The organism is Embleya sp. NPDC055664, assembly GCF_053618075.1.
In genome coordinates, this window is record NZ_JBSHGZ010000005.1 from 1 (window position 1) to 18,790 (window position 18,790).

Here is an 18,790-nt window from a genome sequence, read left to right on the forward strand (position 1 = left end):
TTGCTACGCGTCCACTGTGTGGTTCCCGAACCGCAATCGGTTTCGGGGAACCCGTTTGATAATTGAATCACCGCATGTGATTTCTGGTTCACCGAGTAACCCTGTTTTGTGGGTTCGATGGTTTTCCGGTGGTCTTGGCGGAGAGGAAACGCCCGGTCTCATTCCGAACCCGGAAGCTAAGCTCTCCAGCGCCGATGGTACTGCACTCGAAGGGGTGTGGGAGAGTAGGACGCCGCCGGAATCTACGTGTGAAAGGCCCATCCCGAAAGGGATGGGCCTTTTGCGTTTTCCGGGGTGCGGTATGGTCTGCGCATGCCTGACAACGAGATGGATCCTGCAGCCAGTACTCAGATGTTCCGGGCTTTCGTCGCCGAGGACCGCCCCGCGGCTCCCGGCGAACCGGCCCGGCGCGGCACCCCGCCGGTGCTACTGATCGCCGGAGTCGTGATCGCGATCATCGTGGTCGCGGCGGTCGTGCTCATTGCCGTCACCTGACCCACCCATCGGTCGATATACCGACCGCCGTACCAACGGGCCGACATACCGCGGGCGGGACCCCATCCCTCCGGGCCCCGCCCGCGATATACATTCCGCGAATACTTCGGTATCCGGTATCCGGTATTCGCGGTTCGTCGCTCGATACCTCCGGTCAGGTCGACGGCCACAGCGCGACGACGCAGCCGTCCTCCTCGCGCAGCCGCAGGCCCTCGTCCACATCACGCAGGTAGTCGAACAGGGATGGCGGGGTCCGCCAATCCCCGGCCAGGCGCGGAGCGAGACCGGCGGTCGGCTGGCCGAGTGCCTCGGCGAAGCCGCCGGTCATCATCACCAGTACGTCGGTGGGCCGCCACGTGGTCCGGCAGATGCGGAGCTGGTCGTCGCCGGCCTGGTCGGGAATCGCCGCCGGCGCGGCCTCCAGCGAGGTGTCCCGGATGCCCAGCGGCGCGCGCCAGCCGCCCTGGGCCAGGCGGAGCACGGTGCTGTCGCCGAGTACGGCCATGTCGACCCGGTCGTCCTCCAGCGGATCGGCGGCGGTGACCAATATCGCCAGGCGGGTGGCGGGTTCGGAGCGGCCCAGCTCGTGCGCGCGGTCGGCGGTGCCGGTCAGGCGGGAGCGCAGGTCCTCCTCGACCTCCGTCTGAACACCGGCCCAGTCCCAGTTCTCGTGCCGTTCGCGCGCGACCATCCGCGCGACGGTGCGGTAGGCGCTGCGGACCGCGATCTGGGCGGCGAGTTCGGAGGCGTGCGCGTTGTCGACGCCGTCGCAGATGATGGCGATCGTCCAGCGGGCGCTCGGGTCCGGGCCGACCGCGAAGCAGTTCTGTCTGGGCAGGCCCTGTTGCTGGTGCAGTTCGCCCCGGACTCCGGCGGCGCGCACGTTCAACCGGCCCAGCCGGCCGCCGTCGACGACCATGCCGCCGCCGTCGGCGAGGGCGGGAGGTGGGAGCATGCGCAACATCCTTCGCGGGACCTCGTCGGCCGGGTTGTCCGCGGGCGCGGAGCGGTGGGGCGTGCGCTGGGCCGGGGGCGCCTTGAGGAACGTGGTGCCCGGCTCGCCGGCGTCGTCCGGGGCGGGTTCGCCGCCGACGTCGCGCCGTCGTTCCGTCGGATCGTCGCCGAACCCGGGGCTCGCGTCGATCGACGAGTAGCTGTCCGACTCCACGGCCGGTGCGGGCCGGTGCTTGGGGATCGGCGGGTAGTTCGGACGACGCTCGGCGGACGGGCTCGGGCCGGGGTCGAGCGGGTCGACCGGATCCATCGGATCGGCGGGCTCGATGTCGTCGTCGGCCTCCGGCCGCCACTGCTGCGGATCCTCGCGCCGTCCCGGGCGGGCGGCGCCGCGCGACGGCGGCAACACGCCCTGCGCGTCGCGGTGCAGCCGATCGGGCGGCATCGTGTCGCCGGGGATGCTGTCCGACATCGGCGTGCCCGGAGGCGGCGACGAGCCGAGCATCACGTCCTCCCAGTGCGAGGAGCCGGTGCGCCGCCGATTGCGGCCCGACGCGGGCGGCGCCGGATCGTAGTCGGCGTCGTACTCCTGGCCCTGGTCGCGTCCGTAGTCGTACACCCCGGCGTCGGCCTCGTACGGATCGCGGCGGCCGAAGCCGGGCCGGCGGTCGTACTGATCCGGTTCGTCCTCCTCGGCCGGCGCGCCGAACCCGAACCAGTTGGCCACCCGGCGGGCCCGCCCGGAGCGGCGCCCGCCCTGGTCCGGCGGCGCCGAGTCGGGAAAGCCCGGCGGTCCGGAGGGCGCCTCGACCTCGCGGTCGTACAGCGGATCCGGCCGATGGTCGTAGTCCGGGTCCGCCCGACGGTCGTAGTCGGGGTCGGGCCGACGATCCCAGTCGGGTTCGGGGCGTTCACGATCGCCCGGACCGGAGCGCCGGGGACCCTGGGCTCGCGGGACGGGCCGGCCCGGCGAACCATCGCCGGGGGTGTGGCGCTTGCTGGTACCGTCCGGCACGGCTTCCTCCTTCGCGTCGGGCCGGCCGGCGAGCCGGTCCCTTCGGGTCGCCGGTGAGTGGACGTCCTCCCACCCGTGCGACCGGTATCAACAGGTATAGCGTGCACGGCCCGTGCCCGTGGGCGCACGCGCGCGCGTTGGTCCCCACTTTGCCCCGGGTCCGCCCGATGACCGGGCGGATGGCGGCGTTCTACCCGGAATCCCGTCGCTCGGTACCTATTTGACGGCGTATCAGGGAAACTCCCGAACCGGGTGCCGGCGTTCCCCGTCGAGGGGGCGGATGTGGCGACTGGGCGCTTTCGCCGGCGTGTTCGGTGGGCTTCGTGTGGAAGTGGCCTGCGGATGCGGCGGATTCGGGCCGCGAAGGGACGGCGTCGGGTGGTCGGTCCGCCCGGTGATCGGCGGATCCGGGCAACCGGTTCGTACGGTGACCCATCGCACCATCCATCCATACGGCACCGTCTGGAGTCGGCGCCCGGTCGTCACTACAGTGTGTCCGTCGCTCGGCAGCGACGACCGGTTGTTTTCCCAGGTCGTTCCCGGGCGATCATGAACACTTCCTCCTCGGGAGCACAACCGCATGCGCATACGCACCACCCGCCTCGCGACCTTCGCCGTCACGGCGGCGCTCACGCTCGGCGGCACCGTCGCGGTCGCCTCGTCCCCGGCCTCGGCCGCCACAGGCAACGGCGACTCCGGCGTCTCGGCCCGCGCCGGTCTCGGCTCGGTCACCGGGGCCTCGGCCACGGTCGGCCCGGACGGCACGTACACGATCACCTGGACCGATCGTTGGCCCGGCCCGATGCGCGTGTACGCGTCCACCGACGCGGACCGCTTCACCCGGCTCGTCGGCACGACCAAGGGCACTTCGCTGACCGTGTCCGGCCTGGACCCGGCCAAGCGCTGGTACTTCGCCATCACTCCGGCCGGCCCGAACGGCGGCGTGGTCACCGCCCCGCGCTCGCTCGGCCTGCAGGGCGCGCCCAACGCCCGGGACCTGGGCGGCCACCGCGCGGACTCGGGCCGGACCGTCAAGTACGGCCAGGTCTTCCGCGCCGACGCGCTCGGCAAGCTCACCGACGCCGACGTGGCCCGCCTGGGCGGTCTGGGCCTGGACGTGTCCGCCGACTTCCGTACCGACATCGAGATCGCCGGCAACGGCGTCAACCGGCTTCCCGCCGGCACCCCGGTCGAGAACCTGCCGATCGCCGACGGCAACCTCACCGCCATCACCAACGCCGCGGTGGGCAGCCGGGATCCGATCCGGCAGAAGGAGCTGCTCGGCGACGGCAAGGCCGCCGCCGCGCTGGAGAACGTCTACCGGGGCTTCGTGGACGACCCGGCTCAGCGCGCGCAGTTCGCCACCGTGTTGCGCGACCTCGCGGATGGCAAGACGGTGATCTACAACTGCACGGCGGGCAAGGACCGCACCGGCTGGATGAGCGCGATCGTGCTCAAGGCGCTGGGCGTCGACGACGCTACCGTGCAGGCCGACTTCCTGGCCAGCAACGACAACCTGCGGGCACGCAACGAGGCCACGAAGGCGGGCCTGAAGGCCGCCGGGCTGATGCAGGACCCGAGCCTGATGGACCCGCTGCTCTACGTGCAGAAGTCGTACCTGGACACGGCGTTCGCCCAGGTGCAGAGCAAGTACGGCTCGTTCGACGCGTACCTGCGCAAGGGTTTGAACATCGACCCGATCACCGAACTGCGGCTCCGGGCCCGGCTGCTCGCCAACTGAGCCGCCGCCCGAACCCCGGCACGCCGGGCGCGGGTGGTCTCGGTCGTCCGCCCGGTGAGGCCCCTGATGATCCGTCAGGGGCCTCACCGGACAGCGGTCGAGGCCGCGCGCACCGCGGCCGGGCCGCGCTCGCTCAGGCGGACAGGTCGGCGCGCAGCCGCGCCAACGCGCGGGCGAGCAGGCGCGAGACGTGCATCTGGGAGATGCCGAGGCGCTCGCCGATCTGAGACTGCGTCATGTTGCCGAAGAAGCGCAGCATGATGATCTGCCGGTCGCGGGGGCTCATCCGGGCCAGCAGCGGCCGCAGCGCCTCGCGATACTCGACCCCGTCGAGCGCCTCGTCCTCTTGGCCGAGACGGGCGATCAGCGCGTTGTCGCGATCGTCGTCGAGGTCGTGCGCGTCCAGCGACGCGGGCGAGTAGGCGTTGGCCGCCTCCATGCCCTCGAGGATCTCCTCGACCGTCAGGTTCAGGTGCTTGGCGAGTTCGACCACGGTCGGTGCCCGGTCGTACTTGTGGTTGAACTGCTCGGTGGCCTCGGCGAGCGCGAGCCGCAACTCCTGGAGCCGGCGGGGCACCCGCACGCTCCACGAGGTGTCCCGGAAGAACCGCTTGATCTCGCCGATGATCGTCGGTACGGCGTAGGTCGGGAATTCGACGCCGCGATGCGGGTCGAAGCGGTCGATCGCCTTGATCAGCCCGATCGTGCCCACCTGGAGCACGTCCTCGTACTGGTCGGTGCGGCTGCGGAAGCGGTTCGCGGCGAAGCGCACCAGGGGCAGGTTCAGCTCGACCAGGGTGCTGCGCACGTAGGCGTGCTCGGCCGATCCCTCGACGACGTCGGTGAGGCGGAGCAGGAGGGTTCGGGACAGCGTGCGCGTGTCCTGGGGGGTGTCGGTGCCGGAACCCCGGAGCGCGCGGGCGCGGGGGATGCCGGTACGGGGAAGGCGCGCGGGCGCGGCGCGGTCGGCGGTCGAGCCGGCTGTGCCCTCGTGGGAAGCATCTCGCAGCAGCACTGGAGAGCCCACCTCCTCGTCGGTCCTGGAGCGGAACCTGTCCGCTGCCGGCCATGGTGGAACGGCAGCCCGTCGTTCGGTACCCCCTTACCGGCGCGGGTCACCGCCCCAAACCCCTTGCGACATCCCCGATTTGTCAGGTGATGCGGGTGTATCTAGCGGCATGTCGACAGTACGAAAGCCGCGAATCACCGCAAAGAAAATTCGAGGTTTTACCAGCCGTTTCGCATTACTCGTCGGTCTTTGACGATCAGTCGACATTCGGGCCGAACAGTTGATCGCATACCTTCAGGTAGACGGCGTCGGGTCGAGGGACGAACTCGACCTCCCTGAGCGGTTGATCCTGCCCCGCGGACTCCATCACGAACGTCCCGTGCCCGAGCAATCTGCCGCCCGGGCTGCGTCGGTAGCTCATGTCGGTCACCTGGGTCAGCGGCAGCATGTTGACCCGCCGCCCGATCAGCCCGGTGGCCAGGATGATGCGCTTGTCGGTGACGATGAAGTAGTCGTTGCGCCAGGTCAGTATGTGACCCGAGCACCACAGCAGCAGGCCCGTGCCGACCGGCCATACGCCGTACTTCACCATCAGGTTCGCGGACGTGAAATACCACAGCAGCAGCGCCAGGAAGGCGATCCCGAACACGGTGATCGCCAGCGGGCCGATGATGATCGCCCAGTGCCGGCGTACGGCTATCGCGCAGGTCTCGCTGGGCAGCAGGTAGCGGCGTATCGCGTGGGTCTCGGTGGTGGAGCGGTCGACCGGTGCCGGCTCCGGCCCCGACGCCGCGCTCGCCGCTCGGCGCACGACCTCAGCCCGTGAGCCTGCTGATCTGGTCCCCGCACCACTTGGCGGCGGAGGACATCGCCTGGAACCACTGCGCGACCAGGTCGGAGGCCTTTTCGGGCGTGGCGATGATCGTGTAGATGACAAAAACGATCAGGAGCAGCGTCAGGATCCGTTTGGTCTGCCCCGCCATATCCCCCGCCTCCCCTATGAGGTGTCGGGGAGAAACAATAGGGGAGAGGGAGCGGCCGCGGGGGGACCGGCCACTCCCTCTCCCCTGTGGGACCCCCGCCGGAGCAAAGGTGGGTCGTACCTTCGCAGCATCGGCAAACAGTCCCGCGGTGCCTGCGGGGCTCCTGCCCAGCCCCGGGCACATCTCCAGCATGCGCCGAGGCGTGGCCGTGCGCATCCGGCGTTCGGCCTGTCGGGGCAGGGCCTTGGTCCCGCGCGGGACACGGGCCGCGGGATCGGCCTCGAACGGCCGTACGCGGTGCGTGGGTCGGTTCGGGGTCTGCTCGGGTCGCGGCCCGGGTCAGCCCGCGGTGCCGTACAGCCGGTCGCCGGCGTCGCCGAGGCCCGGGACGATGTAGCCGTGCTCGTTGAGCCGCTCGTCGATCGAGGCGGTGACCACGGTGACGTTGGCCTCGGTGTCCGCGAACGCCTCCTGCATCACCTTGACCCCCTCGGGGGCGGCGAGCAGGCAGATCGCGGTCACATCCAGCGCGCCGCGCTCCAGGAGCAGCTTGGTGGCCGCGATCAGGGTGCCGCCGGTGGCGAGCATCGGGTCGAGCACGTACGCCTGCCGGCCGCCGAGGTCGTCGGGCATGCGGGTGGCGTAGGTCGACGGCTCGAGGGTGTCCTCGTTGCGGATCATGCCGAGGAAGCCGACCTCGGCCGTCGGCAGCAGGCGCACCATGCCGTCCAGCATGCCCAGACCGGCGCGCAGGATCGGCACCACCAGCGGCCGGGGGTAGGAGAGCTTGACGCCCGTGGTCTCGCTGACCGGGGTGCTGATCGCGACCGGGTCGACGCGCACCCCCCGGGTCGCCTCGTAGGCGAGCAGCGTGACGAGTTCGTCGGCGAGCCTCCGGAAGGTGGGCGAGTCGGTGCGCCGGTCGCGCAGCGTGGAGAGTTTGTGGGCCACCAGAGGATGGTCGACGACGTGAATCCGCATGGAGCGACAGTAGCCCGCCGGCCCCTCCCGCGACCCTGCGGGGTTGTCGGTTTCGGGGTGTGTTCGGTGGCATTCGTCGGCCGTGCGCGGGTCCGGCGGGCGGTCCGGGCCGGGCGGTTATGGGAATCCCGGGTAAATTGGAGTGATTGAACCGGTTTGTGAACGCACATCCGGCCCGGTCCGGCGGTGCGATGACTGAGCCGGCGTGTCCCGGGAACTACTGCCACGTCGGTTTCGGTGGATTTTCGAGTCCAGGGGCGTGGTGATGGAGAGTCGGGAACCTCGAACGACGGCGGCCGAGCGCCGCGAGGCGGAGGCCGCTCGCCGTCGCCGGCGCACCCTCTTCCTGCGCGAACTCGCCGAGGCGCGCGAGTTGCGGGCCCGCATCCAACCGCGGCGCGCACGCAATGAGCGGCTACGACAGATGATGCGGATGCGTACGTTCCGTTACTGAAAACGGTCCGCGTGCGATCGTCGCGGCGACCTTGTTCGTCAACGTGCGCCAATTCCCGTCGTGGTGGTCCGGTATCTGCCACGATGCGAGAGACAACGCCGAAGCGAACGATCTTGGAGAGTCCCGTGGCGTACTTCGCCGCAGTGCTCGTACGTACAGACGAGCAGTGGGAGGCCCGTGAAGCCGACCTCGACGATGTCGAGGACTCGGCGGGGATGACCGCCCTGGCACGGTCGGCGGCGGTGGACGACGAACCGGTACTGCTGTTCGTCGAACAGGAGGACACCTGGTTCGCGGTCGTCCGGGTGGACGGTGAGGAGGATCCGCGCATCTACGTCTCCGACGTGGCCGCGGTGTCCCGCAGCGCCTACGCGGACGCGTTGCTGACGGCCGATGTGCTCGACGGCCTGGAGGAGGACGACGAGGCCGTGCTGCCGACCGGTCCGGCCGGCGACGAGACCGTCCTGGTGGACCTGGGGGTGTCGGCCCAACTGCTGGCCGACCTCGCGGGCGAGGCGGGGCTGCCCGCGGACGCCATCGCGGTGATAGCGGAACGGCTGGGCTGCGCGGACGAGTTGGAGACGGTCCGCTGAGCACGATGCCCCCACCGGTGCCCGAGCCCCGATTCGATCCCGCGCTGCGGCGGTACGAGCCGGCCATGCGGCTGGCCCTGGCCGAGGCGGCGCTCGCGGTGGACACGGGAGACGTGCCGGTGGGGTGCGTGGTGCTCGGCCCGGACGGCGCGGTGCTCGGCCGCGGCCGCAACGAACGCGAGGCGCACGGCGACCCGACGGCGCACGCCGAGATCGTGGCGCTGCGCGAGGCCGCCAAGGCCGTCGGGGAGTGGCGCCTGTCCGGGTGCACGCTGGTGGTCACCCTGGAGCCGTGCACGATGTGTGCGGGCGCGATCGTCCTGGCCCGGGTCGACCGCGTGGTCTTTGGCGCCTGGGACCCCAAGGCCGGCGCCGCCGGCTCCCTGTGGGACGTACTCCGCGACCGCGGCCTCAACCACCGCCCGGAGGTCGTCGCCGGCGTCGCGGCGGCGGAGTGCACCACGATCCTGCGCGACTTCTTCACCCTCAACCGCACCGACGAATCCGGTTACGAACCACACCCCGGCATCCGGTAAGCTCTCTCTCGGTAGCGTGTCCGAGTGGCCTAAGGAGCACGCCTCGAAAGCGTGTGATGGTGCAAGCTATCCGTGGGTTCAAATCCCACCGCTACCGCTCTTGCAAGTCGAAGGCGCCATCCGGATTCCGGGTGGCGCCTTCGGCGTTCTCGGGGGTCTGGCGGGGGCTGCCGCCCCTTTGGAGTGGGGCGGCAGCGGGGCTTCGGGTCAGCAGCCGGGGGTGTGGCTGGGCGGGGGCGGGGGTGGCGGGGACAGGATGGCCGCGGCGGCCTCCGGGGTGGCCAGGTCGGTCCACGCGTCGCCGATGGCCAGGTCCACCGAGCCGTCGGTGCGCTGGTCCTCCTTGTCGGTGGAGCCCGCGACCTGGGCGGCGACCACCTTCGCGGGGGTGGCGCCGGGGAAGCCGTGGCGGATCTCGGCGGTGGCCGCGATCGGCGCGTTCAGCGGGTCGTTGGTGACCTTGCCGATGGTGAATCCGCGCGTCTTGAGCGCTTCGGCGACGGTCTTGGCCAGGCCGGTGCGCTTGGTGGCGTTGTAGACGTTCACCGTGATCGTCTTGGGCTCGGGCAGGGGCGCGGCCTGGGTGGGCGGCGGGGCCGAGGCGGTGGGCGAGGGGCAGGCCGCGGCGGTGCCGCCGTCGTCGGACGTGAAGTGGTACACACCCCAGCCGGCGGTCGCCAGGACCACCAGGCCGACCACGATCGCGATCACCACGGGCATGCGTCGCCTGCGCCGCGTCATCCGCGGATACAGCTTGCCAGTGATCTTGTACTGGCCTCCCATGCCGCGGGGAGTGAGCATGCTCATCGGTGTGCCCCCGTCCTCCTCCTGCACGGCATGGCCGTGGTCCCGGTCGCCATGGAGTCGAGGTTAGCGCCGACCTGGCACCTTGCGTATCCGGGCACGGCCGTACTCGTGACGACCACCTGATCGGGCCGCCGAGGTTGCGTGCTCAGCCGAGTTCGAGCACGCGCGCGTGCAGCACCTGGCGTTGTTGGAGGGCGGCTCGGACCGCGCGATGCAGGCCGTCCTCCAGATACAGGTCGCCCTGCCATTTCACGACGTGCGCGAAGAGGTCGCCGTAGAAGGTCGAGTCCTCGGCGAGCAGCGTGTCGAGGTCGAGTTGCCGCTTCGTCGTGATGAGTTGGTCCAGACGCACGGGCCGCGGGGCGATGTCGGCCCATTGCCGGGCACCCGACCTCCCGTGGTCCGGGTACGGTTTGCCGTCACCGATCCGCTTGAAGATCACAGGCTCAGCCTACCGGGATCGTGGTCCTCGAACCCCCACCCTGTGCCGAAGCGAGGGAGCGGCGTCGCGGATCGGGTCGGCTCGGATGGCCGATCCGCCGGGGCAATCGGGATATTTCTTGCGCTATCGGTGTATTCGCTTCCCGGATCCCGGGTGAGCGGAGGAGCGCATGACCGATCAGGACGACACCATCGCGACCATCACAGCCGGGTACGCCTTCACCGGACCCGCGGTGGAGTTGGGCGCCGCCGTCGTCGCGGGCATTGCGCACCCGGGGGCGCGGGTGCGTGTCCCGCTCGGGGTGCTCAACCGGCACGGGCTGGTCGCGGGCGCGACCGGCACCGGCAAGACCAAGACGCTGCAACTGATCGCGGAGCAACTGTCCGCGCAGGGCGTCCCGGTCTTCCTCGCCGACGTCAAAGGCGACCTCTCCGGCATCTTTGCGCCGGGGGAGCCCGGGGAGCGGGTCGCCGCGCGGGCGGCCGAGGTCGGGCAGGACTGGCAACCGGGCGGATGCCCGGCCGAGTTCTACGCGCTCGGCGGGATCGGAACCGGGGTGCCGATCCGGGCCACGATCACCGACTTCGGGCCGACGCTGCTCGCGAAGGTGCTGGATCTGAACGAGACGCAGGAGTCCTCGCTCGGGCTGATCTTCCACTTCGCCGATCAACGCGGCCTGGAACTGGTGGATCTGAAGGACCTGCGCGCGGTGATCCAGTTCCTGACGGACGATCAGGGCAAGGCGGAGCTCAAGCGGATCGGCGGTCTGTCCGCCGCCACCGCCGGGGTGATCCTGCGTGCGCTGATCACGTTGGAGAACAACGGCGGGGCGGCGTTCTTCGGCGAACCCGCCTTCGACACCGCCGACCTGCTGCGCATCACCTCCGACGGGCAGGGCGTGGTCTCGCTGCTCGAACTCGCGGCGGTACAGGACAAGCCGCAGTTGTTCTCCACCTTCCTGATGTGGCTGCTCGCCGACCTGTTCCACGATCTGCCCGAAGTCGGCGACCCGGATCGGCCGCGCCTGGTGTTCTTCTTCGACGAGGCGCATCTGCTGTTCACGGGTGCGTCGAAGGCGTTTTTGACCGCGATCACCCAGACCGTGCGGCTGATCCGGTCGAAGGGGGTCGGGATTTTCTTTGTCACGCAGACGCCGCGTGACGTGCCCGCCGATGTGCTTTCCCAGTTGGGCAATCGGGTCCAGCACGCGCTGCGCGCCTTCACCCCGGAGGACGCGAAGGCGCTCAAGGCCACCGTGTCCACCTTCCCGCGCTCGTCCTACGACCTGGACCAGGTGCTCACCCAGGCCGGCACCGGCGAGGCGGTGGTGACCGTGCTCGGCGAGAAGGGCGCGCCGACGCCGGTGGCCTGGACCCGGCTGCGGGCGCCGCGGTCGCTGATGGCGCCGATCCCGGAGGAGGCGATGCGGACGTTCGTGGCGAACTCGCCGCTGTTCCCCACGTACGGCACCGCCGTCGACCGCGAGTCGGCGTTCGAGAAGCTGACGGCGGCTCAGGCCCAGGCCCAGGCCCAGGCACCCGCGGAACCCGCGGAGACGCCCGCGCCCGACGAATCCGCGCGCGGGCGGGCTCGGGAGGAGAAGCCGAAGCCCGGGATGGTCGAGCAGATGATGGGCAACTCCGCGGTGAAGTCGATGTTGCGCTCGATGGGCACCCAGATCGGCCGGGAGATCACCCGCAGCCTGTTCGGCACCGCCCGCCGCAAACGCTGACGGGCGGGCCGACGAGGGGCCGGGTTCAGCGGCGCGGCATCTTCGCGAACGCCTCGATCCAGAAGCGCTGTTTGTCCACCGACTGGCCGACCAGATAGCTGGAGCGCAGCTTGGGCGGCAGGCCGGCGAGCAACTGCGCGACGGTGTCCATGTGTTCGCGCAGCTGGGACAACTCGGCGTTGGCCAGCACCTGGTGCACGATGTCGGTGTCGTCGGTGCCCTCGCCGGACTCCTCGTTGGCCGCGTCGAGTCGGCGCACCCATTCGTCGAGGTTGGCCGAGATGTCGCCGAGGCCGGTGGCCGGGTTCTCCGCGAACCTGGCTTCCAGGGCGTTCAGCGGCACGGGCGCGTATTCGCCGTCGCCGAGGTAGACCTTGGCCATCTCCAGCGGCAGCTCGCGCTGGTGCAGCTTGATCAGCCGCTCCAGGGTGCGCTTGGTGATCCAGTCGCGGCCCTCGTCGTCGATGTCGTTCTTCCACCACTCCAGCACCGTCTCGGCGACCGGGCCGTAGGTGGCGATCAGCCACTCGTTGGCCGGGATGTCCTCGGGACGAATGGTCAGCGACGCGGTGAAGCGGGTGGCCTGGGCGATGTTGTTGCGCGAGACGAGCATCTTGCGGCCGAGGTGGTACGGCGGGTTCTGCAGCGCTATCTGGGCGCGCAGGCCGGGGATCGGGCGGCCCGCGATGGACCACTCCTGGGTGACCTCCATCAGCTTGGCGAAGGTGGACTTGTCCTTGGGCCGGTTGTATTCGTCCCAGACGATCACCTTGGCGCCGGGATCGGTGAACTTGGCGGCCAGCAGGTTCTCCAGCGAACCGTCGGGGGTGGGCACGGGCGCGCACAGGTCCTCGACGTTGGTCACCGGCAGCGAGAAGTAGAGCGGGTCGTGGCCGAGTTCGGCGCGCACCACCTCGCGCACCACCTCGGTCTTGCCGCAGCCGGGCGGACCCTGGACCAGCACCGACCAGCGGCGGTGGATCGCCTCGCGGACGATCCGGCGCACCGCGTCGGGGGTCTGGTCGGGGTTGCGTACGCCCAGGCCGGAGGCGATCCGGTCGAGCACCTCGTCGGTGCGGTCCGGGCCGGGGGAGCCGTCCTTCTTGGTCTCGGTGAGCGCCAGCCGCTCGCCGTTGACCAACGGCAGCCCCCACACCAGCGGGAAGCCGGCCAGCGCGCAGTCGATCACGTGCTCCAGCGTGCGCGGGGACATCAGTTGACGCAGCGCCGGGGACAGGCTGGTCCACACCTGGAAAACCTGGGTCAGGTCGGTGCCGGCGAAGCGCTCGGCGAGCTTGTAGCGCCACGCGGTGTCGGTCGCGGTGATCTTGACCGTGACCATGCGGTCCAGGATGGCCAGGTCGGTACGCCGGGTCGCGGTCTCGGCCAACGACTCGTTGTCGGTGAGGAAGACGCCCACGCAGCCGAGTTCGCGCAGGTCGTGTTCGCCGAGCGTCCAGTTGCAGGCGATCTGCATGAGTTGGGACTGGATCGTCTCGCCCGCCTGCAACGCGTCGTCGATCAACAGCACGAAGCGTTTCCCGGGCCGAAGTTGACGCATGATCAGCTGACGCAGCACCAGTTCGCCGGTGCGCGCGTCCCGGACCGGCGCGTTGATCAGCAGGTCGTCGGGGGTCAGGTTGGCGGCCGGGACGAAGACCAGGACCGTGTCCTCGTGTCGGTCGGGGATGTGGCTGAAGAACGTGGCGGTCTTGCCGATGCCGTGTTCGCCGAAGATCTGCCCGGTCTGGCCGAGGTCGATCATCGCGTCGATGAACTCCTCGAGCTTGGACACGCCCTTCCAGCCCTTGGGGCGCTCGGGAAAGGTGGCGGTGACCTTCCACTTGGGCTCGGACGCGGGTCGGCCGGCGCGCGTGGTGTCAGCGGTGATCGTCATGGTTCCTTCCGGGGGCGGGCGCACGGCGTGCTGTCGCGGAGGGCTCTTCGGCCGGGGGCGTCGGTCGGCGCGGGCATCGGTCGGCGAGGTGTGTCGGCATCGGCGGCCCCGATCAGTGGTCGCCGGTGACGACGCGGTGACAGTCCATGGGCGGGTCGTGCCGCTCGGGCCAGTCGTCGCCGCCCTCGGTGATCAGCCAGATCCACTTGTCGGGGTCGGCGGGGGTGATCGGCGGCGCGTAGCCGTCGGTGAGCATCACCACCGCGTCCACCGATTCCTCGAACCGGCCCGATCCCTCGATCGCCAGCCGGCCCTCGACGTAGTCGGCGACGTTTTGAAAGTTCGTCCCGCCGCCGCCGAGCACCCGCTCGCCCGGCTTGAACGGCGTCACCGTGCCGTCGAAGCTGAGCCAGTGCGTCTCCACGCCCTCGGCCTTGCCGACCAGTTCGGTCAACCAGCCCACCACGTGGTCGGGCATCGAGCCCGAGGTGTCGTAGGCGATCACCACGACCTTGGTGCGCTCCAGGCCGCGTCGGGCGAGCATCGGGTCGTGGCCCAGCGCCGCGAGCAGCGCGCCGCGCTTTTTCGGATAGACCAGCCGCTCGCCCTCGCGCAGCTTGGAGGCCAGTACGTCGACCAGCCACTGCTGCCACCACTCGACCCGACGGGTGCGCTGGGTCTCGCCGCGCAGGAAGCCGGCCCCCAGATCGCCCCAGAGCTTGGAGGTGCGGTCGGTGGCGCCGTCGGTGCGGGAGAGCAGGTCGAGCAGCTCCCGCCGGGCCAGCCGCTCGCCCCGCCGCGCCGCAAGGAGCACGCTGCGCAACACCTCCGAGGCCACCCGGTCGACCGTCTCGCCGTCCATGCCGTCGTGGAGCCCGGTGCCCTCGCCCAGGATCACGTGCACGCACAGCGGGGGCGGGACCGGCGGGTGCTTCATGCGCTTGAGCTCGGCGTAGACCGTCGCGTCGGTGTCCACGAAGTCGTCGTAGGGCAGCGACTCCAGGCCCTGGTCCTGCAGGTCCTTGACGTAGGCGCGGTGGATCTCGCGCGGGTCGATGCCGGTCGGTTCGCCGATCTGCGCGCCGGTGTCCGGGTCGATCCGCCGCACGATCGGCAGCGACGTGCGGCCGAGGCGGGTCATCGCGACGTGGTTGATGGTCACCTCGGCGGCGAGCGTGAACACCGGGTCGGCGCGCAGGTCGGCCTCGGCGAACAGGTGCCGCTGGATCAGGTGTCGGGCCTCGTGGAAGAGCACGAACTTGACGCCGTCCAGACCCAGATCGCAGAAGAACCGGGGGTTGTAGAGCAGCAGGCAGGTGCCGTCGCCGGAGGCCATCACGGCGGCCGTGTCGATCGCGGTGGTCGGGATGTGGTGGTGGCACTTGGTGTACAACCACGAGGCGATGACCGACAGTTCCATGCCGAAGTCGAGCAGCGCCTCTTCCTTGAGCTTGCGGGCCCGCGCGATCACCTCGTCGTCGGCCGGTCGCCAGGCCTCCAGCGCCCGACGGTCGGTCAGGCTCACGATCGGTGCCTGCGGGGCACGTTCGCCGTACGCCACGTCCGTCACCTCCCCTCGGTGTCCCTCGATGATCCCAGTGCCGACCGACACCCGCTCGGGTGGTTCGGACACCGCCGTCGGTTCCACATTGTGGGCCGCACCGGGGGCGAGGGTCAGGGGGTTTTCCCGCGTTCGCGCCTCACCCGGCGGCGATGAACTCGCGGACCCTCGCGACGAACTCGTCCTGCTTCTCGAACATCACCACGTGTCCGGAGTCGATCTCGACGTACGAGCTGCCGGCGATCGCGTCGTGCAGGGCCCGGCTGTGCTCCACCGGGATGGTGGCGTCCTGCGCGCAGCCGACGACCAGCGTCCGGGTCCGGATCCGCGGCAGCAGCGGGCGGATGTCGAGGGCCACGTCGTAGTCCACGTGCCGCAGCGTGCCCGGGGTCGGTGTCATGTTCCGCGTCATCGCCTCGACCGCGTCGCGACCGATCGAGTTCAAAAAGCCCCGGCCGAAGCCGGTCATCGTCACGAACCGGGAGAACGACTCGGCGTCGGTGTCCCCGAGCCGCCGCCACAGCGCGAAGGTGTTGCGCAGGTATTCCTCGCCCTCGGTGTACGCCCACCCGGCGACCAGGATCAGCCGGTGCACCAGGTCCGGCCGCAGCGCGGCGACCGCGGCGACCACGGTCGCGCCCATCGAGAAGCCGAGCAGGTCCACGGGGCCGAGGTCGGCGTCCTCGATCACCGCGATCACCTGGTCGGTCAGGATCTCGACGGTCAGCTCGCCGCCGTCGTCGACGGTGGCGTCGGTCCCGGACAGGTCCGGGGCGATGACCACCCGGTCCCCGTCGAGGAGGGGGATGGTCGAGCCCCAGGTCACCGGCGCCCCCACGGACCCGGTCCCGTGCACGAGCAGCAGCGCGGGGCCGGCGCCGGAACCGGAGACGGCGTAGTGGACCTGGGCGTCGGCGACCTTGACGACGGGCATGGCGAACTCCTTCACGAAACGGGGGGTGTCGAACGACGAACGGCCGGTGTCGAACGACGTCGGGCATCGGCTCCGACACCCGTAACCCTGCCGCCGGGGCCTGCGGCCCGGGAGAGCATCGCCGACCCTGGGATCGGCGGTCCCAGTCTGGCGATGCGGCGATGCGCGACGATGGGCGCATGAAGATTGTTCGGGACCAGCTCGCCGACTTCCTGCGGCGCTCGCGAGAGCGGGTCTCGCCCCAGGAGGCGGGGCTGCCCGCCGGGCCTCGGCGGCGTACGCCCGGTCTGCGCCGGGAGGAGGTGGCGCAGCTCGCCGGGATGTCGGCCGACTACTACATCCGCCTGGAGCAGGCCCGCGGGCCGCAGCCGTCCACGCAGATGCTCGGCGCGCTGGCCCGGGCGTTGCGGTTGAGCGACGACGAGCGGGATCACCTGTACCTGCTGGCCGGGCATCGCCCGCCCGCGGCGCGGACCGCCGGCGACGAGGTGGCGCCGGCGCTGCTGCATCTGCTGGAGCAGCTGGACGCCACGCCGGCGCAGGTGCTCGACGACCTCGGTGACGTGTTGGCCCAGAACGCGATGGCGCAGGCCCTGCTCGGCGGGGTGTGTACGGTCTCGGAGCACGGCCGCAACGTGGTGTGGCGGTGGTTCGGCGACGCCCGGCAGCGGGCCGCGTATCCGGCCGAGGAGCACGAGTACTACAGCCGGCTGCACGTGGCCGACCTGCGGGCCGCCGCCGCGCACCGGCCGGACGACGCGGCGGTGACGCGGCTGGTGACCCGGTTGCGCGAGGCCAGCGACGAGTTCGCCGAGTTGTGGGATCGGCACGAGGTGGCGGTGCGCCGGCACAGCCGGATGCGGGTGTTGCACCCGGTGCTCGGTCTGGTGGAGGTGGACTGCCAGGTCCTGATCACCCCCGAGGACAACCGCCGGGTGGTGCTGTACACCCCGGCCCCGGGCGGTGACCTGGCCGATCGGCTGGCCCTGCTGCGCCGACCGGCGGGCGGCGACACCCTGGCGTTCGGCTGAGTCGGCGGCGGCCGGCCGTAGTGGGCCGGGCCGCCGCCGAAGGTCGGGTCAGCGGGCGAGCAGCGCGTTCAGGTCGCCGTACGGGATCGCGTCGGCGAGGCCGGTGTAGGTGCCGCTGTCGTACAGCTCCCGCGCCGCGCGGCGGACCACCGCGTAGGCGGCCTCGGCGACGGCGGAGCCCAGGCTGACCCGGGCCACGCCGAGCCGGCCGAGTTCGGCGACGTCGGGGGCGCCGGGGCCGACCAGGATGTTGAGCGGGGCGGTCAGGGACGCGGTGAGCGCGGCGATGGTGGGCGGGTCGACCACGCCGGGGACGAAGATGCCGTCGGCGCCGGCGGCGAGGTAGGCGCTCGCCCGGTCGAGCGTCTCGCGCAGGCGATCGGCGGGCTCGCCGGTGCCTCGGAGGTAGGTGTCCACCCGGGCGTTGAGATAGAGCGGGACGTCGGCGGCGTCGGCGGCGGCCCGTGCGGCGGCGATGCGCGCGGCCTGGTCGGCGATCGGGCGCAGCGGTGTCGGGCCGCCGTGCGAGGAGTCCTCCAGGTTGATGCCGACGGCGCCGGCGGCGAGCACGCCGCGCACGGTCTCGGCGACGCCGTCCGGGTCGACGCCGAAGCCGCTTTCGATGTCCGCGGTGACCGGTACCTCGACCGCGGCCACCACGCGGGCGATCAGTTCGAGGGCCCGGTCGCGGCCGAGGAGGTCGCCGTCGGCGGCGCCCAGGCCCCAGGCGACGCCCGCGCTGGTGGTGGCCACCGCACGGGCGCCGGCCTCGACGACCAGGCGGGCGCCGGCGGCGTCCCAGACGTTGGCCAGGGCGAGGGGCGCGGCACTCGTGTGCAGGGCGCGGAAGGTCAGGGCGGTGTCACGCGGGCTCGTCATGGCCCCACTCCATCAGCCCGACCGGGCCGCGGCCGGCGGTTTTCCGCCGGCATCCCCCTGGGCGGTGGGTTGCCTATCGGGCCACGCGGGCGCAGATGTCGTCGGTGCGGCCGTGCAGCATGGTCAGGGTCTTGGTGCGGTCGGCGGTGATGTCCAGGATGTACACGCCGTCGATGGTGTAGACGCCGCGCGGCACGTTGCCGCCGTTCGTGCGGAACGTGGTGAGTACGGGGCCGAGCGCCAGCCAGCGCTGGGAGCCGTCGAGGCGATATTCGACGACGGCGCTGCCACCGGCGTCGGCGTCGAAGTGGGCGCCGGTGTCGGTGTTGGTCACCCGCATGACCAGGGGGCCCTTGTACGCGACCCGTTTCGGGCTGCCGTCGGGGTGGGTTTCGAGGACACGTTGCACCACCTCGTCGAGGATCGCCTCCGCGTGTACGGGGAAGTCGCAGCGGGCACCGGCCGGGTAGTCGAACGGCGGCGTGGGCGGCGCGGGTTCCCAGGCGGAGGGGGCCTCGGTCATGGTCTCGGCTGCGGTCGGGGTGGGGTCGGCGGCCGACGCGGGTGCTGTTGCGGCGGCGCCGAGGAGGGCGGCAAGTACCGTCAGGGTGACGAAGGTTCGGCGCATGGGGTTCCTTTGCGAGGTGGGGTGGGGTGGCGGTCGGGCCGCCCGATGCGGGGGGCATCGCCCAGCCTCCGCCCGCGCGCTGACCGGATTCTCACCACGCGGGTCCGGTGGAGGTGGT

General features: G+C 71.0%; 19 protein-coding genes, 1 tRNA gene and 1 rRNA gene. 9 read left to right on the forward strand and 12 right to left on the reverse strand.

Annotation, left to right across the window (positions count from 1 at the left end; translation table 11 throughout):
- Window positions 1–124 precede the first annotated feature (124 nt).
- Together rrf and ACWGR4_RS10210 are read left to right on the forward strand one after the other, a co-directional pair.
- Window positions 125–241, forward strand: a 5S ribosomal RNA gene (gene rrf, locus ACWGR4_RS10205).
- Window positions 242–312: 71 nt separating this feature from the next.
- On the forward strand, window positions 313–495 hold the full coding sequence (locus tag ACWGR4_RS10210) for a hypothetical protein (protein ID WP_379998717.1): 183 nt from the start codon (window positions 313–315) through the stop codon (window positions 493–495).
- Between the two features lie 154 nt (window positions 496–649).
- Here the strand turns inward: ACWGR4_RS10210 and ACWGR4_RS10215 are convergent, their stop codons facing one another.
- Window positions 650–2,464: a protein phosphatase 2C domain-containing protein gene (locus ACWGR4_RS10215; protein WP_395800361.1), complete on the reverse strand. Its 1,815-nt coding sequence runs from the start codon at window positions 2,462–2,464 to the stop codon at window positions 650–652.
- Between the two features lie 580 nt (window positions 2,465–3,044).
- On the opposite strand from ACWGR4_RS10215, the gene ACWGR4_RS10220 reads away from it, so the two are divergent.
- The gene (locus ACWGR4_RS10220) at window positions 3,045–4,205 is read left to right on the forward strand and encodes a tyrosine-protein phosphatase (RefSeq protein ID WP_452132896.1); all 1,161 of its coding nucleotides are present in this window, start codon (window positions 3,045–3,047) and stop codon (window positions 4,203–4,205) included.
- Between the two features lie 133 nt (window positions 4,206–4,338).
- On the opposite strand, the gene ACWGR4_RS10225 is transcribed toward ACWGR4_RS10220, so the two are convergent.
- The 4 genes from ACWGR4_RS10225 to upp form a co-directional block, all read right to left on the reverse strand.
- Window positions 4,339–5,220 carry a SigB/SigF/SigG family RNA polymerase sigma factor gene (locus tag ACWGR4_RS10225; RefSeq protein WP_078976446.1) on the reverse strand — a complete coding sequence of 294 codons (882 nt, stop codon included), beginning with the start codon at window positions 5,218–5,220 and terminating at the stop codon, window positions 4,339–4,341.
- Window positions 5,221–5,470: 250 nt separating this feature from the next.
- Window positions 5,471–6,025 (reverse strand): PH domain-containing protein, encoded by a 555-nt coding sequence (locus tag ACWGR4_RS10230; protein ID WP_379998724.1) that lies wholly within the window; start codon window positions 6,023–6,025, stop codon window positions 5,471–5,473.
- Between the two features lie 4 nt (window positions 6,026–6,029).
- Window positions 6,030–6,197, reverse strand: a complete 168-nt coding sequence (locus ACWGR4_RS10235; RefSeq protein WP_170222223.1) for a hypothetical protein — start codon at window positions 6,195–6,197, stop codon at window positions 6,030–6,032.
- A gap of 339 nt (window positions 6,198–6,536) precedes the next feature.
- Window positions 6,537–7,178, reverse strand: coding sequence for a uracil phosphoribosyltransferase (upp, locus tag ACWGR4_RS10240; RefSeq protein WP_379998726.1), 642 nt, complete (start codon window positions 7,176–7,178; stop codon window positions 6,537–6,539).
- A gap of 265 nt (window positions 7,179–7,443) precedes the next feature.
- On the opposite strand from upp, the gene ACWGR4_RS10245 reads away from it, so the two are divergent.
- From ACWGR4_RS10245 to ACWGR4_RS10260, 4 genes are all read left to right on the forward strand, one after another.
- Window positions 7,444–7,632: a hypothetical protein gene (locus ACWGR4_RS10245; RefSeq protein WP_078979378.1), complete on the forward strand. Its 189-nt coding sequence runs from the start codon at window positions 7,444–7,446 to the stop codon at window positions 7,630–7,632.
- Between the two features lie 113 nt (window positions 7,633–7,745).
- Entirely contained in the window at window positions 7,746–8,225 is a 480-nt protein-coding gene (locus ACWGR4_RS10250; RefSeq protein ID WP_395800355.1) for a tRNA adenosine deaminase-associated protein, read from the forward strand.
- A 5-nt stretch (window positions 8,226–8,230) separates the two neighbouring features.
- A complete protein-coding gene (tadA, locus tag ACWGR4_RS10255) occupies window positions 8,231–8,761 on the forward strand; it encodes a tRNA adenosine(34) deaminase TadA (protein WP_439675755.1) in 531 nt (176 codons plus the stop codon).
- A gap of 10 nt (window positions 8,762–8,771) precedes the next feature.
- Window positions 8,772–8,858 (forward strand) — tRNA-Ser (locus ACWGR4_RS10260).
- 110 nt (window positions 8,859–8,968) lie between these two features.
- Here ACWGR4_RS10260 and ACWGR4_RS10265 read toward each other — a convergent pair.
- On the reverse strand, window positions 8,969–9,568 hold the full coding sequence (locus ACWGR4_RS10265; protein WP_452132897.1) for a LytR C-terminal domain-containing protein: 600 nt from the start codon (window positions 9,566–9,568) through the stop codon (window positions 8,969–8,971).
- Between the two features lie 145 nt (window positions 9,569–9,713).
- Window positions 9,714–10,010: a type II toxin-antitoxin system VapB family antitoxin gene (locus tag ACWGR4_RS10270; RefSeq protein WP_020556786.1), complete on the reverse strand. Its 297-nt coding sequence runs from the start codon at window positions 10,008–10,010 to the stop codon at window positions 9,714–9,716.
- A 169-nt stretch (window positions 10,011–10,179) separates the two neighbouring features.
- Between ACWGR4_RS10270 and ACWGR4_RS10275 the strand changes: the two genes are divergently transcribed.
- Window positions 10,180–11,742: a helicase HerA-like domain-containing protein gene (locus ACWGR4_RS10275; protein ID WP_452132898.1), complete on the forward strand. Its 1,563-nt coding sequence runs from the start codon at window positions 10,180–10,182 to the stop codon at window positions 11,740–11,742.
- 25 nt (window positions 11,743–11,767) lie between these two features.
- Here ACWGR4_RS10275 and ACWGR4_RS10280 read toward each other — a convergent pair whose 3' ends face one another.
- From ACWGR4_RS10280 to ACWGR4_RS10290, 3 genes are all read right to left on the reverse strand, one after another.
- Window positions 11,768–13,639, reverse strand: a complete 1,872-nt coding sequence (locus ACWGR4_RS10280; RefSeq protein WP_452132899.1) for an AAA family ATPase — start codon at window positions 13,637–13,639, stop codon at window positions 11,768–11,770.
- A gap of 112 nt (window positions 13,640–13,751) precedes the next feature.
- A complete protein-coding gene (locus tag ACWGR4_RS10285) occupies window positions 13,752–15,167 on the reverse strand; it encodes a DUF2201 family putative metallopeptidase (RefSeq protein ID WP_379999975.1) in 1,416 nt (471 codons plus the stop codon).
- A 172-nt stretch (window positions 15,168–15,339) separates the two neighbouring features.
- Window positions 15,340–16,134, reverse strand: a complete 795-nt coding sequence (locus ACWGR4_RS10290; RefSeq protein ID WP_452132900.1) for an alpha/beta fold hydrolase — start codon at window positions 16,132–16,134, stop codon at window positions 15,340–15,342.
- A gap of 179 nt (window positions 16,135–16,313) precedes the next feature.
- On the opposite strand from ACWGR4_RS10290, the gene ACWGR4_RS10295 reads away from it, so the two are divergent.
- A complete protein-coding gene (locus ACWGR4_RS10295) occupies window positions 16,314–17,165 on the forward strand; it encodes a helix-turn-helix transcriptional regulator (protein WP_452132901.1) in 852 nt (283 codons plus the stop codon).
- 48 nt (window positions 17,166–17,213) lie between these two features.
- Here ACWGR4_RS10295 and ACWGR4_RS10300 read toward each other — a convergent pair whose 3' ends face one another.
- The gene (locus tag ACWGR4_RS10300) at window positions 17,214–18,044 is read right to left on the reverse strand and encodes an isocitrate lyase/PEP mutase family protein (RefSeq protein WP_452132690.1); all 831 of its coding nucleotides are present in this window, start codon (window positions 18,042–18,044) and stop codon (window positions 17,214–17,216) included.
- A 73-nt stretch (window positions 18,045–18,117) separates the two neighbouring features.
- On the reverse strand, window positions 18,118–18,672 hold the full coding sequence (locus ACWGR4_RS10305; protein ID WP_452132691.1) for a hypothetical protein: 555 nt from the start codon (window positions 18,670–18,672) through the stop codon (window positions 18,118–18,120).
- Window positions 18,673–18,790: the final 118 nt, after the last annotated feature.

Excerpts from the sequence above, each read along its gene's own strand:
- ACWGR4_RS10210 (WP_379998717.1), top strand. The coding sequence starts at position 313 with ATGCCTGACAACGAGATGGATCCTGCAGCCAGTACTCAGATGTTCCGG.
- ACWGR4_RS10220 (WP_452132896.1), top strand. The coding sequence starts at position 3,045 with ATGCGCATACGCACCACCCGCCTCGCGACCTTCGCCGTCACGGCGGCG.
- ACWGR4_RS10235 (WP_170222223.1), bottom strand. The coding sequence starts at position 6,197 with ATGGCGGGGCAGACCAAACGGATCCTGACGCTGCTCCTGATCGTTTTT.
- upp (WP_379998726.1), bottom strand. The coding sequence starts at position 7,178 with ATGCGGATTCACGTCGTCGACCATCCTCTGGTGGCCCACAAACTCTCC.
- ACWGR4_RS10245 (WP_078979378.1), top strand. The coding sequence starts at position 7,444 with ATGGAGAGTCGGGAACCTCGAACGACGGCGGCCGAGCGCCGCGAGGCG.
- tadA (WP_439675755.1), top strand. The coding sequence starts at position 8,231 with ATGCCCCCACCGGTGCCCGAGCCCCGATTCGATCCCGCGCTGCGGCGG.
- ACWGR4_RS10265 (WP_452132897.1), bottom strand. The coding sequence starts at position 9,568 with ATGAGCATGCTCACTCCCCGCGGCATGGGAGGCCAGTACAAGATCACT.
- ACWGR4_RS10275 (WP_452132898.1), top strand. The coding sequence starts at position 10,180 with ATGACCGATCAGGACGACACCATCGCGACCATCACAGCCGGGTACGCC.
- ACWGR4_RS10280 (WP_452132899.1), bottom strand. The coding sequence starts at position 13,639 with ATGACGATCACCGCTGACACCACGCGCGCCGGCCGACCCGCGTCCGAG.
- ACWGR4_RS10290 (WP_452132900.1), bottom strand. The coding sequence starts at position 16,134 with ATGCCCGTCGTCAAGGTCGCCGACGCCCAGGTCCACTACGCCGTCTCC.
- ACWGR4_RS10295 (WP_452132901.1), top strand. The coding sequence starts at position 16,314 with ATGAAGATTGTTCGGGACCAGCTCGCCGACTTCCTGCGGCGCTCGCGA.
- ACWGR4_RS10300 (WP_452132690.1), bottom strand. The coding sequence starts at position 18,044 with ATGACGAGCCCGCGTGACACCGCCCTGACCTTCCGCGCCCTGCACACG.
- ACWGR4_RS10305 (WP_452132691.1), bottom strand. The coding sequence starts at position 18,672 with ATGCGCCGAACCTTCGTCACCCTGACGGTACTTGCCGCCCTCCTCGGC.